The 19,214-nt window shown below is 57.4% G+C and carries 14 protein-coding genes and 1 pseudogene; 9 read left to right on the top strand and 6 right to left on the bottom strand.

Features of this window, described 5'->3' with window-relative positions; translation table 11 throughout:
- Positions 1–227: 227 nt before the first annotated feature.
- Positions 228–713: a serine protease inhibitor ecotin gene (eco, locus tag P3G59_RS13975; RefSeq protein WP_277762015.1), complete on the top strand. Its 486-nt coding sequence runs from the start codon at positions 228–230 to the stop codon at positions 711–713.
- Between the two features lie 21 nt (positions 714–734).
- Entirely contained in the window at positions 735–1,040 is a 306-nt protein-coding gene (locus P3G59_RS13970) for an NIPSNAP family protein (RefSeq protein ID WP_277762014.1), read from the top strand.
- 30 nt (positions 1,041–1,070) lie between these two features.
- Here P3G59_RS13970 and ilvA read toward each other — a convergent pair.
- A pseudogene (gene ilvA, locus P3G59_RS13965) lies at positions 1,071–2,066 on the bottom strand (threonine ammonia-lyase, biosynthetic); the annotation flags it as partial.
- A gap of 358 nt (positions 2,067–2,424) precedes the next feature.
- On the opposite strand from ilvA, the gene P3G59_RS13960 reads away from it, so the two are divergent.
- Positions 2,425–2,763, top strand: coding sequence for a DUF2834 domain-containing protein (locus P3G59_RS13960; protein ID WP_277762013.1), 339 nt, complete (start codon positions 2,425–2,427; stop codon positions 2,761–2,763).
- 119 nt (positions 2,764–2,882) lie between these two features.
- Here the strand turns inward: P3G59_RS13960 and P3G59_RS13955 are convergent, their stop codons facing one another.
- Positions 2,883–3,656: a class I SAM-dependent methyltransferase gene (locus tag P3G59_RS13955; protein ID WP_277762012.1), complete on the bottom strand. Its 774-nt coding sequence runs from the start codon at positions 3,654–3,656 to the stop codon at positions 2,883–2,885.
- A 159-nt stretch (positions 3,657–3,815) separates the two neighbouring features.
- Between P3G59_RS13955 and P3G59_RS13950 the strand changes: the two genes are divergently transcribed.
- From P3G59_RS13950 to P3G59_RS13940, 3 genes are read left to right on the top strand one after another with little or no spacing between them, the layout of a single operon-like run.
- A complete protein-coding gene (locus tag P3G59_RS13950; RefSeq protein ID WP_277762011.1) occupies positions 3,816–4,349 on the top strand; it encodes a tetratricopeptide repeat protein in 534 nt (177 codons plus the stop codon).
- A 22-nt stretch (positions 4,350–4,371) separates the two neighbouring features.
- The gene (locus tag P3G59_RS13945) at positions 4,372–4,899 is read left to right on the top strand and encodes a sigma-70 family RNA polymerase sigma factor (RefSeq protein WP_277762154.1); all 528 of its coding nucleotides are present in this window, start codon (positions 4,372–4,374) and stop codon (positions 4,897–4,899) included.
- Positions 4,896–5,657: a transcriptional regulator gene (locus P3G59_RS13940; protein ID WP_277762010.1), complete on the top strand. Its 762-nt coding sequence runs from the start codon at positions 4,896–4,898 to the stop codon at positions 5,655–5,657. Before P3G59_RS13945 ends, P3G59_RS13940 begins: the two co-directional genes overlap by 4 nt.
- Positions 5,658–5,905: 248 nt before the next feature.
- On the opposite strand, the gene P3G59_RS13935 is transcribed toward P3G59_RS13940, so the two are convergent.
- Both P3G59_RS13935 and P3G59_RS13930 read right to left on the bottom strand, forming a co-directional pair.
- On the bottom strand, positions 5,906–7,207 hold the full coding sequence (locus P3G59_RS13935) for an ATP-binding protein (RefSeq protein WP_277762009.1): 1,302 nt from the start codon (positions 7,205–7,207) through the stop codon (positions 5,906–5,908).
- A 4-nt stretch (positions 7,208–7,211) separates the two neighbouring features.
- On the bottom strand, positions 7,212–7,913 hold the full coding sequence (locus P3G59_RS13930; RefSeq protein WP_277762008.1) for a response regulator transcription factor: 702 nt from the start codon (positions 7,911–7,913) through the stop codon (positions 7,212–7,214).
- A 265-nt stretch (positions 7,914–8,178) separates the two neighbouring features.
- Here P3G59_RS13930 and P3G59_RS13925 point away from each other — a divergent pair, with 265 nt between their 5' ends.
- The 3 genes from P3G59_RS13925 to P3G59_RS13915 all read left to right on the top strand — a co-directional run bounded on the left by P3G59_RS13925 (position 8,179) and on the right by P3G59_RS13915 (position 13,232).
- The gene (locus tag P3G59_RS13925; RefSeq protein WP_277762007.1) at positions 8,179–9,336 is read left to right on the top strand and encodes an efflux RND transporter periplasmic adaptor subunit; all 1,158 of its coding nucleotides are present in this window, start codon (positions 8,179–8,181) and stop codon (positions 9,334–9,336) included.
- A gap of 15 nt (positions 9,337–9,351) precedes the next feature.
- Positions 9,352–12,450: an efflux RND transporter permease subunit gene (locus P3G59_RS13920; RefSeq protein WP_277762006.1), complete on the top strand. Its 3,099-nt coding sequence runs from the start codon at positions 9,352–9,354 to the stop codon at positions 12,448–12,450.
- 140 nt (positions 12,451–12,590) lie between these two features.
- A complete protein-coding gene (locus P3G59_RS13915) occupies positions 12,591–13,232 on the top strand; it encodes a DUF1345 domain-containing protein (RefSeq protein ID WP_277762005.1) in 642 nt (213 codons plus the stop codon).
- Positions 13,233–13,294: 62 nt separating this feature from the next.
- Here P3G59_RS13915 and P3G59_RS13910 read toward each other — a convergent pair whose 3' ends face one another.
- Both P3G59_RS13910 and P3G59_RS13905 read right to left on the bottom strand, forming a co-directional pair.
- Positions 13,295–15,940, bottom strand: a complete 2,646-nt coding sequence (locus P3G59_RS13910; RefSeq protein ID WP_277762004.1) for an autotransporter outer membrane beta-barrel domain-containing protein — start codon at positions 15,938–15,940, stop codon at positions 13,295–13,297.
- Positions 15,941–16,182: 242 nt separating this feature from the next.
- Complete coding sequence (locus P3G59_RS13905) at positions 16,183–19,020, bottom strand: hypothetical protein (protein ID WP_277762003.1); 2,838 nt, start codon at positions 19,018–19,020, stop codon at positions 16,183–16,185.
- Positions 19,021–19,214: the final 194 nt, after the last annotated feature.

Raw genomic sequence — 19,214 nt, 5'->3', positions numbered from 1 at the left:
AAGTCCGGTACGCCGCACTGAAAAGACGCATAAAGCGTGCCTTTCATCTGTTCATTTTCACCCTCATGGAATCAAGCACTTGGCGGCGGTGCCAGTATTTGGCTACTTGCAAATTGCAAGAATCGCCCCTGCCGGCACTGCAATTTGCAACTCGACGCTGGTTTGCAATCACGGCCCATGACGGTAAGAATGCCCGTTATCTACCCTACACCCGCACGGAGGCTTCCATGGGTTCTTTCCGCGTTTACGCGACCACCGGGCTGATCATCGCCAGCCTGTCCACCCTCGCCCACGCCGCCAAGCTTGAAGACGTCGCGCCATACCCGAAGGCTGAAGCCGGGTTCACCCGCCAGGTCATTCACTTGCCCAAGCAAGCGCAAGAAGAGAACTTCCAGGTAGAAATTCTTGCCGGCAAAACCCTTGAAGTGGACTGCAATCGTCAGCGTTTGGGCGGTGTTCTCGATGAAAAGAATCTTGAGGGCTGGGGTTATCCGTTCTATCGCCTGGAAAAAGTCATCGGGCCAATGAGTACGATGATGGCCTGCCCGCCCGGCAGCCAGAAGAAACGCGCGTTCGTGCCGGTCGTCGGTGACGGCTTCATGCTGCGTTACAACAGCAAGTTGCCGGTCGTGGTGTATGCGCCGTCGGATGTCGAGGTGCGTTATCGCATCTGGTCGGCGTCGGACAAAGTCGGTACTGCCCTGCAGGAATAACCCGAACAAGGAGTGCGTTACTTGATTACCTGCCACGTCCGCTATGTCATTGATCCGTACCAATTGCCCGAGTTCGAGGCCTACGCCAAGGCCTGGCTCGGGATCGTCGAGCGCTTGGGCGGCACTCATCACGGCTACTTTTTGCCGTCCGAGGGCGCGAGCAACATCGCTTATTGCCTGTTCAGTTTTCCGTCACTGGCGGATTACGAAAGCTATCGACACATCGCGATGACCGATGCGGAAAGCACCGCGCTGGTAGCCAGTCTGGTCGAGAAGAAGTTCATCGTCAGTTACGAGCGCAGCTTCCTGCGCCCTTTGCTGCCGTAAGCCTCATCGTGCCGAGACGCCGCACACCGCGGCGCGCTCGGCGACATGGCGCAGGCTGTCGAAGTTGATATTGGCCCCCGAGTCGATCGCCACGAATGTCTGCTCGCGCACCCCGGTTCGCGCCACGTACTGCTTGATGCCGGCAACGGCCAAGGCGCCGGAAGGTTCGGTGATCGAGCGCGTATCGTCGTAGATATTCTTGATCGCCGCGCAGAGGTCGTCGTTGCTGACGGTGATCACTTCGTCAACGCAAAAACGGCAAACCTCAAACCCGAACGCGCCGATCTGCGCTACCGCCACGCCATCGGCGAACGTTCCCACATTGGCCAGCACGACGCGCTGATCGGCTTCCAGCGCGGCTTTCAGGCACGCTGAGTGTTCGGACTCGACGCCGATGATCCGCACTTCCGGGCGCAGGTATTTGACGTAGGCGGCGATGCCGGCGATCAGACCGCCACCGCCCACCGGGATAAAAATCGCGTCCAGGGTGCCTTGATGTTGGCGGAGGATTTCCATCGCCACGGTGCCCTGCCCGGCGATCACTTCCGGGTCATCGAACGGAGACACGAAGGTGCGCCCGGTCTGTTCCGCCAGTTGCAGCGCATGGGCCAGCGCGAACGGGAAACTCTCGCCGTGCAGCAAGGCTTCAGCGCCACGACTGCGCACACCCAGCACTTTCAGTTCCGGCGTTGTTTGCGGCATGACGATGGTCGCCGCGATGCCCAGCTCGCGTGCTGCCAATGCCACACCTTGCGCGTGATTACCGGCCGATGCGGTGATCACCCCGCGCGCCTTCTGTTCGTCACTGAGTTGCACCAGTTTGTTGTAGGCGCCACGGATCTTGAAGGAGAACGTCGGTTGCAGGTCTTCGCGCTTGAGCAGAATCCGGTTGCCCAGCGCCTCCGACAGTGCCGGCGCCGCCTGCAAAGGCGTGCGCACCGCGAGGTCGTACACCGGCGCGGCGAGGATCTTTTTCACATAGTGCTCAAGCAGGGTTTGCTGGTCGTATGTGTAACTCATGAACATCTCCTTGGCAGAATTCACACGGTCCCTGTAGGAGCTGCCAAAGCTGCGATCTTTCGACTTGGATTTTTTCAATCAAAAGCAAAATCAAAAGATCGCAGCCTCCGGCAGCTCCTACGTGAGCCACATTTCAAAAACCCCGGAGACAGAAAGTAAAAACCCGCCTCTAGGGCGGGTTGGGTGCTGCAGTCGTGAGCTAGCCCGCCAAATGAGGAATGGCGGTAATAATAATTGGCTGGCAACGCGATACAGTCGAAGTCATGGCCTGAAAATTAGCCTGCGCGCTACGGGCAAGTCAATGGCCAATTTTTAGCGGCGGCGTTAGTCTGGCGACTCTCTCATCACACCAAGGAAGGAATGCATGATGTCGATCACCCTGCCCCTCACGGCTTTGCTCACGTTTAGCGGTTATACCGTTTCGGTGATGCTCCAGGCCGAACAATCATTGATCGACTTCGGCATCAGCCTGATGTCGCGGCCCGATACCGCGCAGGTGGTGATTGATCTGTATCTGCTGGCGACACTGGCGGGCGTGTGGATGGTCAAGGACGCCCGGTCGCGTGGGCAGTCGGTCTGGTCGGTGCTGCCTTATTTGTTGCTGACGGCGTTTTTTGTCTCGGTTGGGCCGTTGTTGTATCTGGTCGTGCGTGGGATTCGCGAGCGCCGGAAGGCGGTGGCAAAGTGCAGCCAGATACTATGAACACCTGACCCCCTGTAGGAGTGAGCCTGCTCGCGATAGCGGAGTGTCAGCCAAAGATGAGATGACTGACACTCCGCTATCGCGAGCAGGCTCACTCCTACATTGGAATGTCGTGGCATTCAGCCCTTTTTCACAGCGACGAAGGCGGCGGTTTCGTAAGGCACTGTCACCACGTCCCTGCCGCGCAATTCAGGCTCGGCGGCAATCAATGCACGAATCTGCTCATCGACCTGCGCCCGCTGTGCATCCGGCAGCGCGGCGATGAAGCTGGTGGAGCGCACGCGGTTGAAGATCACGTCTTCCGGCGAGCCGGTATGGCCATGGTGAAACCGTTCAACCTGCAATGGCGCGAACGCCGGGTGCGGAAACGCGGTGCGCCACGCGCCGGTGTAATAGCGCGGCGTGTCACCCTCCAGCGCGTTGACGATGGCGTCCAGTTTTGGCACCCAACTGACTTCGGTGTCGCGCAGGTTCCAGATCAGCCCCAACTTGCCACCGGGCTTGAGCACCCGGGCGATTTCGTTCAGTGTCTCGGTGCTGGCGAACCAGTGAAACGCTTGCGCGCAAATCACCACGTCGACTGAGGCGTCCGGCAACGGCAGATCGCTCGCGGTGCCGCTCACGGCCAGCACATCGGGCCAGGCGGCCGAGAGCTTTTCCAGCATCTGCGCCACCGGTTCAACGGCGATCACTTGCGCGCCGGTCGCCACCAGACGCCCGGTGAACTTGCCGGTGCCGGCCCCCAGATCGATCACGGTTTTATGCCCATCCAGGCCCAGCGTTGCGGCCAACCACTCGCTGACCTGCGGCGGATAGTCCGGCCGCCCTTTGACGTAGGTGTCGGCGGCGGTTTTATAGCCGGCAGCGGCTGAATGATGGACGTGATCGGTCATGGCAACTCTCCTTACGACAAATCATCGGATCGACGGCAGACGCTCCCGAGCATAGCGCTTGAATTTACGCTGAACTTGAACAGTCACTGATAAAGCAATGAATAAAAATTCACCCTGTGGTGTTCAAAGTGAGACATAACCCTCTGTGGAGCCTTGCCCATGACTATCCGTTCCGTTATGTTCGCCGCCCCGTTGCTGCTGGTCGCGGCGATGTCCAGCCATTTGGCATTCGCCAATGGTGATGAAGAAGATCCGGTAAAGAAGCCCGAATGCCCGAAAGGTCAGGTCTGGGACAGCAAAACGCAGAAATGCGTGCTGCAAACCAGCAGCCTGTTGCCGGACGCTGACCGTACCGATTACGCCTATCGCCTCGCGAAGGACGGTCGTTACGAAGAAGCCCTGGCACTGCTTGATACGCTCAAGCAACCAAACACCGCCAAGGCCCTCAACTATCGCGGATACGCCACGCGCAAACTGGGGCGCACCGACGAGGGCATCGGTTATTACCTGCAATCGGTGAAACTCGATCCGCAATACGCGCAAGTACGCGAATATCTCGGCGAGGCCTATGTGATCAAGGGCCGCGTCGACCTGGCGCAGGAACAACTGCAGCAGATCCAATCGATTTGCGGCACGTCCTGCGAGGAGTACCAGGACCTGGCCGAAGCCATCAACGGCTCATCGAAAACCTGAGCATTTACAAAGGACAGCCATCATCGTCAACGATCAGGCATTCAGAGCAGAACTCGGACAGCATCTGGCGCGACTGTGGCGCTACGGTTTGTTGCTGTCGCGCAATCGGCATTTAGCCGAGGATCTGGTGCAGGCCACATGTGTGCGGGCGCTGGAGCGCGCCAGTCAGTACAGCGCCGGCACGCGCATGGATCGCTGGTTGCTGAGCATTCTGCATTCGATCTGGCTCAATGAAGTGCGCGCCAGGCGCGTGCGTCAGGGTACGGGACAGGTCGATGCCGATGGCCAACTGGCGTTCGATGGTGAGTATGCGGCGCAGACTCACGTGATGGCGGCGCAGGTGATTCGTCGCGTCGACGCCTTGCCGGAAACCCAGCGCGAGACGGTATATCTGGCTTATGTCGAAGGCTTGTCCTACCGCGAAGTCGCCGAGATCCTCCAAGTGCCGATCGGCACAGTGATGAGTCGCCTGGCCACTGCACGACTGAAACTCGCCGAATACCCGCCGTTGCAAGCGGTGCCGAAATCCACCGAAGGAGACCGTTCATGAACACACCTTCGGATGAACAACTGGTCGCCTACCTCGACGGCGAACTCGAGCAGGAATATCGCCATCAACTCGACAGCGCCATTGCCGAAGACCCGCTGCTGAGCCTGCGCGTGCAATGGCTCAGCCGCAGTAATCTGCCGTACAAGAACGCCTATGACGAACTGGCGCAACAGGCGCCGCTGGATCGCCTGCAAGCGCGGCTGGATGCGATTCCTTCACCGCAGCGTCCGGGCTTCAACCGCCGCTGGTTTATCGGTGGCGCCGCCGCAGCGTTGGTGGCGGGCAGTGTGTTGGCTGACCGGTTATTCCTCGGCTGGCATGCCGCACCATCGAACAACTGGCGCGCGCTGGTGGGCGATTACATGGCGCTGTATGTGCCGCAGACGCTCGATCATCTGCCCACCGACGAAGCGTCCCAGCGTGCGCAACTGCGCACGATTGATGCACGCCTTGGCCTGAACCTTTCGCCAGCGACTTTAAAGCTGCCGGGTGCCGAATTCAAACGCGCACAAATGCTTGAGTACGACGGCGTACCCATTGCGCAGATCGTTTATCTGGATGCGAAACATGGACCAATGGCACTGTGCGTGACACGTTCGAACAGCGGCAGTCAGCCGCTGGCCCATGAGCGTCGGCGTGAGTTGAACGTGGTGTATTGGACCGAGCGTGAACATGCGTGGATGTTGATTGGCCGTAATTCGCCGGCGGAACTGGAGCAGCATGCGGGATTGCTAGGTGCGCAACCACTGAGAACGTGAGAACGCTGTAGACCTGCGCTTGCTCGCGATGGCGGTATGTCAACGAAGTATGCGTTGACTGGCCTGGCGCTTTCGCGGGCAAGCCCCCTCCCACAGGGGCTTCGGGTGTTCATACATTCTATGTACACACAAAACTGTAGGAGCTGCGGCACGCTGCGATCTTTTGACTTTGATCCTGAAAATCACCATCAAAAGATCGCAGCGTGCCGCAGCTCCTACACGGATATTGCGCGGTAACAGGTTCGACTTTATGCGGTCGTGGGCAACCACAAACGGAATCGTGCTCCGCCCAACGGTGAAGACTCCACGGTCAACGTGCCACCCTGCGCTTCCAGTGCCCGACGACTGATCGCCAGGCCAAGACCAAAACCACCCGTAGCCCGATCCCGGCTGCGATCAAGTCGATAAAACGGCTCGAAAATCCGCTCGCGTTCATCGTCGGGAATACCGATGCCGTCATCATCGACCCAGATCTCACAGCCCTCGGCATTGACCTGCACGCCAATCTGAATGCGCTTCTCGCAATAGCGCATGGCGTTGCGCAGCAGGTTCTGGATCGCTCGCGCGGTCAGGCGTGGGTCGAGGGAGAAGCGTTCGAGCTGGCCGTGCAATAACACGTCGATGACGATTTCCGGTGATTCCAGTTCTTCATCGACACTGCCCAGAATACTGTCGATGAACTCGTCCAGCGACACCTCGACCTGCTCCGGCAGTTGCGCCGGATTCTGCAAACGGCTGTAAGAGAGCAGTTCCAGCACCAACTCATCCAGCTCACGAATGTGCGCGACCAACCCCAGCAAACGTTCGCGGCTGGCGGTCGGCAAGTCATCGGACAGCGCCAGCGCCAGGCCAAAGTCCAGGCGCGTCAACGGCGTGCGCAGTTCGTGGGACACGGCGTTGAGCAGGTCACGTTGCTGATTGAGCAGGTTTTCGATATCGCCGGCCATGGTGTCAAAGACGTTGGCGAGGCTGCCGATGTTGGAACTCTGGGCGATCTTCGTGCGCTCACTCAAATGACCTTTGCCGAAGCGTTCGGCGGTGCCTTTGAGGCGTTCCAGATCACGCCAGTGCGGGCGCAGCCACATCAGCAGGCAGGCGAGCAGGCTCGCGCCGATCAGCACGTTGATGCTCCAGTACAACAGATTGACGTCCATCGGATCCGGCGGCACAACCATTTGCACGGCGGTAGTGTCGTCCAGCGGCGTCACCGCCAGCGTGCGCCAGCCCCAGTCGCCAATGCGTACGACATTTTCACCACGGCGCAGGCGTTGCTGCTCGATCGCGGTGAACCCGGCATCGTCGATCCGCGCCAGGACGATGTGCAGCGGCTGGAAATCCTTGTCCATCGACGCCGCCAGCGCCGGCCACTGCTCATGCGGCACGGCGTGAAACTGGCGGGTAATCAACGATTGCAGGCCGCGCGAATAATCGAGGTTGTAGGTGACGAAGCGATCCCGGAAGGCCATGACCACCAGGTCCGGCACCAGATAGATCGCCGCGCTGTACGAGATGATCGTCACCAGATACAGGCGAAACAGGATGCGAAACATCAGCTCAGCATTCCCACTCGGAACGGCTGAACAGATAGCCCTTGCCCCACACCGTCTTGATCTTGCGCGCCTCGCCGGCGTGGTCGTCGAACTTGCGGCGCAGCTTGGAAATCGCCACATCCACCGAACGGTCGGTGCCGTTGAATTCGATACCGCGCAGGCGCTGCAGGATCTGGTCACGGCTTAACACTTCGCCGGCGTGTCGGGCCAGGACCACGAGCAGGTTGTATTCGCCGCTGGAGAGTTCGACCGGTTGATCGCGCCAAGTGACAGTGCGCTCGGACAGGTCGATGCACAAATTGCCCATGAGGATGCGGTCATTGGCGGTCATCGGTTCGCCGAGACTGCTGCGGCGCAATAGTGTGCGGACCCGTGCCAGCAAGACTCGCGGCTCGCACGGTTTGGTGACGTAATCGTCAGCGCCCATTTCCAGGCCCAGCACCTGATCGTGGCTGTCGTCCCGGGCGGTGAGCATCAAGATCGGCAGCGTCGCCGAATCGGCCCGCAGCAAACGGCAGACTTGCAGGCCGTCGAGTCCCGGCAGCATCAGGTCGAGGATCACCAGATCCGGTGGATTGACCCGCGCTCGCTCACGCACGTGGTCGCCACGGCCGATCACGCTGACGGAATAACCGTTGCGCTCCAAGTAGCTGGAAATCAGTTCGGCGAGGGCGGTGTCGTCTTCGACCAGGAGGATGTTGGGCATGGGTGATCCAGATATTGCTGTGGTGGATGTCAGACCGCTTTCGCGAGCAAGCTCGCTCCCACAAGGGATCGCATTCCAAGTGTGGGAGCGAGCTTGCTCGCGAAAGCGGTTTAACCGTCACAAAAGAATTCAAGACCTGAAGGATATACGCCCTCGCCCATCCCTGAGTAAAACCCTTACACAATTTCACACAGCGCCTACAAAGCTTCACCGCTAATCTCGGCGTCTGCCCGTAGGATGCGGGCATCAATATTGGGGGTTGTACATGTCGAACAAACTGCTGGCCGGGCTCGGCCTGATCGCGATGGCGCTGACACTGAGCGCCTGTGATTCGTCCTCGAAAACCGAGGATCAGGCACCACCGGCCACGGTGCGTATCGAGACGGTCGAAGCGCATCCCCTGTCGATCAGCAGCGAACTCAGCGGCCGCATCGCTGCACCACGCATTGCCGAAGTGCGCGCACGAGTGGCCGGTGTGGTCTTGCAGCGCACCTTCCGCGAAGGCAGCGACGTGAAAAAGGGTGACGTGCTGTTCCGTATCGATCCGGCACCGTTCAAGGCTGACCTCGACAGCGCCGAAGCCTCGCTGCGCAAGGCAGAAGCCAATGCGTTCCAGGCCAGACTGCAAGAGCAGCGCTACGCCCAGTTGATCGATGACAAGGCCATCAGCGGCCAAGACTACGACAACGCCCGCGCCAGTGCCCGGCAAACCGCCGCTGATGTTGCGGCCAACAAGGCTGCCGTCGAACGCGCAAAACTGAACCTCGGTTACGCCACCGTCACCGCGCCGATTTCCGGCCGTGTCGGCCGTGCGCTGGTGACCGAAGGCGCACTGGTCGGGCAGAACGAAACGACGCCGCTGGCACTGATTCAGCAGCTCAACCCGATCCACGCCGACCTCACCCAGTCGACCCGTGAACTCAACGAACTGCGTCGTGCATTCCGTTCCGGGCAGTTGCAGGAAGTCGGCCAGGATCAGGTCAAAGCCACGCTGATTCAGGATGACGGCAGCCTCTACCCGCTGCCGGGCAAGCTGCTGTTCAGCGACATCACTGTCGATCCGGGCACTGGCCAGATCATCCTGCGCAGCGAATTCCCCAATCCGGACCTCGATTTGCTGCCGGGCAGTTTCATCCGCGTGCGTCTGGAGCAGGCAACCATCCAGAACGGCATCACCGTGCCGCAACGCGCCGTGCAACGTGACAGCGCGGGCATTGCTCAGGTACTCACCATCGACGAGCAGATGCGCGTCGCCGAGCAACCGGTGCAACTGGGCGCCGTACAGAACAATCGCTGGATCGTTACCGGCGGTCTCAAGCCCGGCGACCGCATCGTCATCGAAGGCCTGCAACACGCCCGTCCCGGCGAAACCGTGCAGATCGACGACACCCCTCTTCCACTTGCCCAGACCTCTGGTCAGTAAGCAGGACGCTTTTCTATGCCGCAGTTCTTTATCGACCGCCCGGTGTTTGCCTGGGTCGTCGCATTGTTCATCCTGTTGGCCGGTGCCTTGGCCATCCCGCAGTTGCCGGTGGCGCAATACCCCGACGTCGCCCCGCCGCAGATCGAAATCTATGCCGTGTACCCGGGCGCTTCGGCGCAAACCGTCGATGAAAGTGTGGTCAGCCTGATCGAAGAAGAGCTCAACGGCGCCGATCACTTGCTGTACTTCGAATCGCAAAGCAGCCTCGGCAGCGCGACGATCAAAGCCACGTTTCAGCCGGGCACCAACCCCGAACTGGCGCAGGTCGATGTGCAGAACCGCCTCAAGGTGGTCGAATCGCGCCTGCCGCAGGCAGTCAATCAGCAAGGTTTGCAGGTCGAAAAAGTGTCGTCCGGTTTTCTCTTGCTGATCACCCTGACCTCCAGCGATGGCAAGCTCGATGACGTGGCGCTCAGTGATTATCTGGCGCGCAATGTGATGAACGAGATCAAGCGTCTGGAAGGCGTCGGCAAGGCACAGTTGTATGGCGCCGAGCGGGCCATGCGCATCTGGATCGATCCGCAGAAGCTGATCGCTTTCAACCTCACCCCGGCAGACGTCAACGAAGCTATCGTCGCGCAGAATGCTCAGGTTTCGGCGGGTAGCATCGGCGATCTGCCGTCGCCGTCGACCCAGGAAATCACCGCGACGATTCTGGTCAAAGGCCAGTTGTCGACACCGCAAGAGTTCGCCGACATCGTGCTCAAGGCCAATCGCGACGGCTCGACCGTGCGCATCGGCGATGTCGCCCGCGTGGAAATCGGCAGTCAGGAATACCAGTTCGGCACGCGCCTCAACGGCAAGCCGTCCACCGCCGTCGGCGTACAGCTGTCGCCGGGGGCCAACGCGCTGAACACCGCGACGCTGGTGCGGGCGAAGATGGATGAGCTGTCGCGCTATTTCCCGGCCGGTGTGGAATACAAGATCCCGTACGACACTTCGCCGTTCGTCAAAGTCTCGATCACCAAAGTGGTTTACACCTTGGGCGAAGCGATGCTGCTGGTGTTTGCGGTGATGTTCCTGTTTCTGCAGAACGTGCGCTACACGCTGATCCCGACGCTGGTGGTGCCGGTGGCATTGATGGGTACGTTCGCGACCATGCTCGCGCTGGGTTTCTCGATCAACGTGCTGACCATGTTCGGCATGGTGCTGGCCATCGGCATTCTGGTGGACGACGCCATCGTGGTAGTGGAGAACGTCGAGCGGATCATGGCCACCGAGGGCCTTTCGCCCAAGGAAGCCACGCGCAAAGCGATGACGCAGATCACCGGCGCAATCATCGGCATCACGCTGGTGCTGGTCGCGGTGTTTATTCCGATGGCGTTCATGCAGGGTTCGGTCGGGGTGATTTACCAGCAGTTTTCGCTGTCGATGGCGACGTCGATTCTGTTCTCGGCGTTCCTCGCCCTGACCCTGACGCCGGCACTGTGCGCGACACTGCTCAAACCGATTGCCAAGGGCGAACATCACGAGAAATCCGGTTTCTTCGGCTGGTTCAACCGCCGCTTCGAGCACCTGACCGATCGCTATCAAGGCTGGGTCGGCTATGCGCTGAAACGCAGTGGCCGCTACCTGCTGATTTACGTCGTGTTGCTGGTCGGGCTGGGCCTGTGCTTCGCACGCCTGCCCTCCTCGTTCCTGCCGGTGGAAGATCAGGGTTACACCATCACCGACATTCAACTGCCACCCGGTGCGACCAAGAATCGTACGGTGGCCGTGGCTGAACAGCTTGAGGCGCACAACGCCGGCGAGCCGGGGATCAGTGACAGCGTGGTGATTCTCGGTTTCAGCTTCTCCGGCAGCGGCCAGAACGCAGCTCTGGCGTTTTCGACGCTGAAGGACTGGTCGCAGCGCAGCAGCGATGACTCCGCCAGCTCGATTGCCGATCGCGGCAATATCGCGCTGAGCGAAATCAAGGACGCCATGGCGTTCTCGGTCCTGCCACCGCCCGTGGACGGACTCGGCACGTCCAGCGGTTTCGAGTTCCGTTTGCAGGATCGCGGTGGTCTTGGTCACGCCACACTGATGCAGGCGCGAACTGAACTACTCGCGGCCGCCGAAAAGAGCAAAGTGCTGATGAACGTGCGTGAAAGCGCGCTGGCCGAAGCGCCACAAGTGCAATTGATCGTGGACCGTAAACAGGCCAACGCCCTGGGCGTGTCGTTCGCTGACATCGGCAATGTGCTGTCGACTGCCGTCGGTTCCAGCTACATCAACGACTTCCCCAATCAGGGGCGCATGCAGCGTGTTGTCGTGCAAGCCGAAGGCGATCAACGCAGCCAGGTGGCCGATCTGCTGAAAATGCATGTGCGCAACAACGCCGGGCACATGGTGCCGCTCTCGGCGTTCGTGCAGGCCAACTGGATTCAGGGCCCGGCGCAGCTGACCCGTTATAACGGCTATCCGGCGATTGCGATTTCCGGCGAACCGTCACCGGGGCACAGTACCGGTGAGGCCATGGCGGAAATCGAACGTCTGGTGGCGCAGGGGCCGAAAGGCCTGGGCCAGGAGTGGACCGGTCTGTCGTTGCAGGAACGCCTCTCTGGCAATCAAGCGCCGATCCTGCTCGGTCTGTCGCTGCTGGTGGTGTTCCTGTGTCTGGCGGCGCTGTACGAGAGCTGGTCGATTCCGACTTCGGTGTTGCTGGTGGTGCCGCTGGGCGTACTCGGTGCAGTACTGGCGGTGACGTTGCGCGGGATGCCCAACGATGTGTTCTTCAAGGTTGGCCTGATCACCATCATCGGTCTGTCGGCGAAGAACGCGATCCTGATCATCGAGTTCGCCAAGAGTCTGTATGACGAAGGTCACGACCTGATCGACGCGACGTTGCAGGCCGCGCGTTTGCGTCTGCGGCCGATCGTGATGACGTCGCTGGCCTTCATTCTCGGTGTGGTGCCACTGGCCATCGCCACTGGCGCCAGCTCGGCAAGTCAGCAAGCGATCGGCACAGGGGTGATTGGCGGGATGATCACCGCGACGCTGGCGGTGATCTTCGTGCCGGTGTTCTTCGTCGTCGTCATGAAGCTCGTACAACGATTCACCAAACCCCACTGATCTCAATGCAGGAACTGCCGCAGGCTGCGATCTTTTGACTTTGCCCTTGGAAGTTCAAAAGATCGCAGCCTGCGGCAGCTCCTACAAAATCAGGGTTGCGTACGCTATGGTGCATGGACAGTTCACCAACGTGAGTCCCCATGCGCTTCCTCGCCCGCACCCACCCTCGTCTTTCTGCCGCTGCCCTGTTCGGCCTCGCCACTGGCCTGTTAGCGCCCGCCGATTCCATCGTCAGTAAAATCCTCATCGGCTGGAACGCCGGTGTCTGGACTTACCTGATCCTGATGTTCTGGCTGACCGTGCGCGCCAAGGCGCCGGACGTCAAACGTATCGCTGAAGTCGAAGACGAAAACGCCGGACTGGTGCTGTTCGTGGTGTGCATCGCTGCCCTCGCCAGTCTGGCGACCATCACCTTCGAACTGGCGGGCAGCAAGGACCTGGACACCACGCACAAACTTCTGCACTACGGCTTTACCGCCCTCACGGTGATCAGTTCATGGCTGCTGATCGGGGTGATTTTCTGCGTGCATTACGCAAGGTTGTATTACACCTGGGATGGCAAGGAGCCGGCATTGCGATTTGCCGAAGGGCTGACCACGCCCAACTATTGGGACTTCTTGTACTTCTCGTTCACCATCGGTGTAGCAGTGCAGACTGCCGATGTCGGGGTGGCAACGCGAGATATCCGTAAAATCGTATTGGCGCAATCGCTGATCGGGTTTGTATTCAACACAGCGATACTGGGATTCTCCATCAATATCGCCGCAGGACTTTTTGGCTGAACAACCCCGAACAAAAAAATGCCCTGACACTGTCAGGGCATTTTTAATGCAGCGGTGACCGATCAGAAGAAGTAGCTGACTCGCAAGCTACCGCTCCAGTCCTGGCTCACGGTTGTCCCTTTACTGCCACCCACCTGGCCGGAAACCTGCCAGGTACGTTGTGCCGGTGTCCACTTGAGCCCTGCGCCATACTCCACAGAGCTGCTCGCACGATCATCATCGAAGCTGTCGTCGTTGATCTTGACCTCGTTGGTTTTGACAAACTCGTGATTGAACGCGGTCGACAGGCTTGGTTCCAGCAGACTGCCATTATCCAGCGTGATGACGCGCCCGCCGCGAACACCCACTTTGCCCTGAACAGAACGCATGGTATCGGCTTTGACTTGCAGGCCGTTGTCGAGCCTGTATTCATCGCTTTGCGCAACGCCCGTCGATATCTGCACCTGCGGCTCGACAAAATAATCATCCTTGAGACGAATATGTTTGCCGATTGCTGCAGAACCACTTAATCCCAGAGACTTGTAGTCACCCTTCGTGCGGGTGCCATCGCTCATGGTCACTTTGGCTTTGTTATCGAACTGATTGACTTTAGCCATGAGATTGACGAACACACCGCTGTCGACATCAAACGTGCTGCCGTAAACACCTGCGTTCACGCTGTCGACAATGGCGCTGGAGCCATATTTCAGATCGATGTCAGTTCGACTTGTGCCGACAAATCCACCGAGTACCCATGCGCGCCCGGCAATATCGACGACCGTATCGGCGCCACCGGTGATACCGGTCTGGTTCTGGGTGTAACCGTCGCCATACGCGTTGTCGACGTTGTACTGGTTACCGTAAGTGCGAACCCAGACGCTATTGCTCAGTTTTACCGAGCTGTCATCCATCGCACGCAACGAGGCCTCAGGGCGGATACTGAGACTGCGGTCACCCAACTGATCGCTGAGCATGGCAGCCTCAGCATTCAGGACACTGCGAGCACTGCCCGCCAAGGCCAGAGCGGTGTTACTCGAAGTACTCACGGTTTCCTTGTCCGGGTTCAAATACAGACCCTGACCTTCCTTGGCCAACCGATACACGAACGTGCCCGCATCAACCGTCTCACGCCCTCCCAGCGAAAAACTCGCATCGCCCGCAGCGATATTGCCGACCTTCACGGCTTCGGCGGTGACAGGCGTCGTGCCGGTAGCCGCGATTTGCAATTGATGTTGCCCAGTCGCGTTGCCGGTGACATTCAGGAAGTCCGTATTGCCATTGCCCAGATCCGTGCCCATCGCAAACGTACCGCGACCGGAAAGATCGCCGACATTCAGTTGCTGGAACTGCTCGTTCGTGCCCATTTGCACGACACCGTTGTTCATGCCCAGTTGCTGCACGGTGCTGTCGCCGGTCATGACCCACTGCGCCGCATTGTTGATGGTAAGGTTGCCTGAATTGGTGATCTGGCCGGTGAGCACCGAACCATTGTCCAGCGATACACTCCCGTTGGCAGCCGTGATGACGTCGCCAGTGAGGTTGCTGCCGTTGTTCAAGACAAGGCTTGAGACGTTTTCGACGTTGCCGTTGATTGCCGAACGATTGTCCAGTTCTACACGGCCATTGGTGTCCGCCAACACATTGCCGGTCATTTGACTGCCATTGTTCAGCAACAGACCGACTATGTTTTCAACGTTGCCATTGAGCACGGCGTTATTGTTCAGACTGACCTTTGAGGCTGTACCTGCAACGGACAGGACATCGCCATTGAGCGTGCTGCGGGAGTCCAGATTGACCTGGGTCACGTTCTGTAAATCACCTTCCAGCGCGGCGCCGTTCTGCATCAGTAGAGAAACCGAGCTGCCCGTATCGGCCACTACGTTGCCACTCAACTGGCTTGCATCAACGGTGAGATTGGCGGTGGAGCGATTGGTCGCTTCCAATACGTTACCGTTGCCGCCGATCAACTCGCTGGTGCCAGAAACATTGATATTTGCAACTGTACCGGCGGCACCCGAAGAGCCAAGTAAAATGGCTGATCCTGTTCCCCCCGACACGCGGGTGCTGTTCAACGTTACAGTGTTGGCATTGACACCGGTTAAATCCGTGTTGATTTGCAGGCCGTTCTTCTCCCCGGCCAGAACGCTGCCGTTGGCCGAAAGCGTTGCCCCACCAAGCCTCACACCATAACTGTCCGAACCGGTGCCTCGAACGGTGGAGTTCTCGACGTTCAATACGGCAAAACCCACCGCATCCGCGCCATTCAGGCCGATGATCGTGCTTGCGCCCTTGACCGTCGCGCTCGAAGACGCCGGGGTAGTGGTATTGCGCCCCAGGAGAAGACCGAAACTATTGGTACTGATGATGGTGCTGTTGTCGATGATGGCGCTGCTGTCGATCAGTTGTATCGCACCCCTGCCCGCCGCGCTGTTCACATTCGCTCCGGAGAGGTTTAGCACTGAAGCGTTGGCATCGATCCGGGTGCTTTGACCACCATTGAAAACAACGTTGGCATTCGATGACGAGATGGTCAGCGCCTGCGCGTTATTAACGGTCAGGGTGCCTCCTTGGGACACTACCCAGGCTTCTGGTACGGATGGGTTCGTGACGACTGCACTCTCTCCTGGATTTAGCGTTCGGCTGAAGGCCTCGCTGGAGGATAGAAATGCCGCCGCAACCGCTAATTTCTGGAACGTCACAAAGGACGGAGACTTAAAACAAAGGAACATGGGGACCCCCTTAAACTGCACAACTACTGACATTGCTTTTTGGCAGTATTGAAAGCTCCCACCAAAAAAACGTTCGACACCTTAATAAGAAAGTCGAGACTTTTATGTAGGAATAGTCCGTAATGAAAGAGGAATTATCCTCGTCGGCTGTAGCACCCTCACTGCTCCCTTATTGTTAATGCCGATAATCGCGAAAGAAACTTCCATGTTTCTCTCGCAACACCGATTAGCTAATGCACCAATTAAGGTGCAACCGGAGCAGGTGTCAAATCGCAATAGTTAAAATTGTTACTGATATTGTCGATCCGTTTGATGACTGGTACAGACGATTGCTGTCCATTGATGTCGGTCGTGTACCAATATTTGCCATAGGCTATTGCTCCCCTGACAGGTTGCGCCAATTTGAAAATCGCAGCACTGGCCACTGGCGCGACATCAGGAAGACCCGCGTCTTTGATGACATAGTCTCTAGAGTCCTCAGTATTATCAATCAGATCCTTGCCTAACGGGTCCGAGTAAGCTGCGAAATGGGCTGTAATCGTTTTACCTGGGGGTAAAAGCGGGTCTTTTTGAATGTGCAAGCCTAGAACCATATTACTGGTTGGACTGATCATGCCCCAACATTCAATGTAATCACGCAATTCCGGATTGCGGATCCGGATTGTAGGTAAAGGTAAAGGTATGGCCGCACCGGCAACTGCCACAGGTTGGTTACGGGAGTTAATTACGTTTTTATCAACACCAGCTTTTTGAATAGTCCAGTAAGCATTTACCGACCCAACGGGCAACCTGGATATGATATCTGCGGAAATATTAACTTCAAACTCGTCCACATCTACAAACGGATTAAACTCATCTATAAGCTGACCATTAATATAACACTTCGCCACCTCGGCCGAAGTGATAGGAGGCTGACCTAGCGCAAGGGTAACTTTAAATTTACCCTGACTGTTTCTGTCACCAGGTCGCAAGTCATTAGGCGTGTTCGAAGCACCTGTCACTACAGGCAACACCATGTCTCGATTGGTAAGATCTGGAAGATCCGGATTTGTTGGTCCCGCATGGTCGAACGCCAAGGTGATGAGTTGAACCGGAGATTCAGCGTTTGGAATACCAGTTCGAACGATCTCATACCAGATATTGGCCATTTTAGGCGCATCGGCATCGTTAAATATTGTGGAGAGATCCGTGTATGTCAGGTTAAACGTTAAATTGGTATTAGCCACCCACGGCTGGGCGGTAAGACTTACATAGTTAGTCGCGTCAGTGGCATCTTCAATGGTAATAAAAATATTATCACCCGGCTCTGCGTTCGTGATGAATGCGCTTTCCACGATAGCGGTTATACCGCCAGCAAAATCGTCCAGATAAAGTGCCGTGGTATAGTTCGGATCGGTTTTCGGTACCAGAGGACCTTTTGTTGAAACTGGGGGTTGTGCCAATGCCAGTGTCAGCACGTCACTTGCGGCAGACTCCCGACTGTCGTTGCCAGGTAAATCTGTCCATTGATACTGAATTTTGAGGCGGCCATTTGGAAATTGGCGTAACACGGTGTTGGCGACAGTAAATGCGCCGGTGGCCGGCACTGCAGCATTCCACACCTCAACCCGCTTCGTGCCAGAAATCAACGAGGCGCGCAGATTATCGTCCAATCGACGTAGCGGATAACCTACGTTCACGGTGAAATTCAGGTTGGCGTTTGCCGGGGCCGCCAACCAGGCTTCGTTAATTGTGCGTTGTGCATCCGAGGGTGTATTAACGAATACGGGGGTTGGCGTTGGTACGGCGAGCGTGATGATGGCATTGCCATTAGCGTCTGATCTTTTTGAACCAAACGGTGCAGTCTGGTCGACAACAAACTCCAGTACATTGGAGGGCTCATTAACACCACCCCCCTCTTTGTAAAGTTGAAACATGACTTCATAAGTGGTCGGTTCTGCGGGTGTTGGGCGCTCTGGAAACAAGCTGGCTGGCAACCGGATTGGTATAATCCCTACCGGCCGGGAAGAAACGTCGCCCAGTAAAATTTTTTGATCCCACAAGGTCAGTGTCTGGCCCTTAACACCGTATTCCAGTTCCAGTTCATCCTCGTTGAACTCTTCTGCAGTGCGGGTAAAGTTTATCGTCACAAATCCGGTATCCAGCACGCTTTTAGCGATCAAACCATCTGCAAGTGTATCTATCGCAACATCAGCCAAGGGATCAACGTTCTTGACACCGTTGGAGTCAGGTCTTGGAGTTCTTGGTACGATTTTTATAGCCATTTTTCCATCTCCTTGTGTACTGAGGCCGAAAGGGCCGCTTTCGCCAGGTGTTACCCTGTCTATTTTTACCAAACCTCTTTGCGACTCACCGAACAATCGCCCATCTTTAAACAACTGCCAGTAGGTAATAGCCGAGTCATTATCAATAAGTGGCCGAATATTAGGCTCAAATGGAACAGCAAGCAGCCAATGTCCGGTCATATGTTTCGGTTCCAGCGTTATTTCCCAGTCACCATAAGTGTCCGACACCGGTGGACCGCTTCCATTCAAACTTGAATACCCTTGCCAATATAGTTTGGCTTTATCACCAACTTTCGCGGGACCATTGGCTGTAGGTATTAAAACAGTTGCTCCCGAAGTCAACGACGGTACTGTTTTGTTATTCAAATAACCCCAAATCGTCGCATGGGGAAATGTAGGTTCATCCAGAACAACAGTGGGCGCGTGATCTATCGTCAACTTTCTTTTAGGTGATGGATCAGAATTGCCCCCGCCCCCCTTCCAAATCTGGTAGGACAAAAACGCGACGCCATCAGTTGCCAGGTCCGCGGGCGTCAAATCAACATACAGGTAAGATGGTTGTGGTGGACTGTAACAATCCTTGTGAAGCCTTTTATCATCGCCACCCTGACTCAGGTCAACCCAAAGTTCGTCCATTGGATGCGGATCGGGCCAGTAAGGAATAATGATTCGAGTACCATTAAGTAAAATGTTGCGCGGCACATATCCGTCGAGATCACTATCATCAATACCCTCCACCGATAGTGGGCTCGCTAGAATCCCTATACTTCGTGCGGTCGCTTTCTTCGCCGTCATAATGTACTCGCCAGATCACTTAAATTACTCGAAAGGTTGGTCTTGCTTATGGGGGAATTAAGCGCCGAGATACGGCACTTGCCTACTGTCAGATCTGACAGGTAAAGATACCGCTCGTCGGTTTTAAGCGGGCCATTGCCCATCGCCAAGTCAAATGGTCCTTGACGAAGACAGGCCGATTGATGTTTCCTGAA

Origin of the sequence: Pseudomonas sp. A34-9 (genome assembly GCF_029543085.1) — a bacterium.
GTDB lineage: Bacteria > Pseudomonadota > Gammaproteobacteria > Pseudomonadales > Pseudomonadaceae > Aquipseudomonas.
Note: the sequence above shows the minus strand (reverse complement) of the source record. Positions and strands in the feature narration are given on the sequence as shown.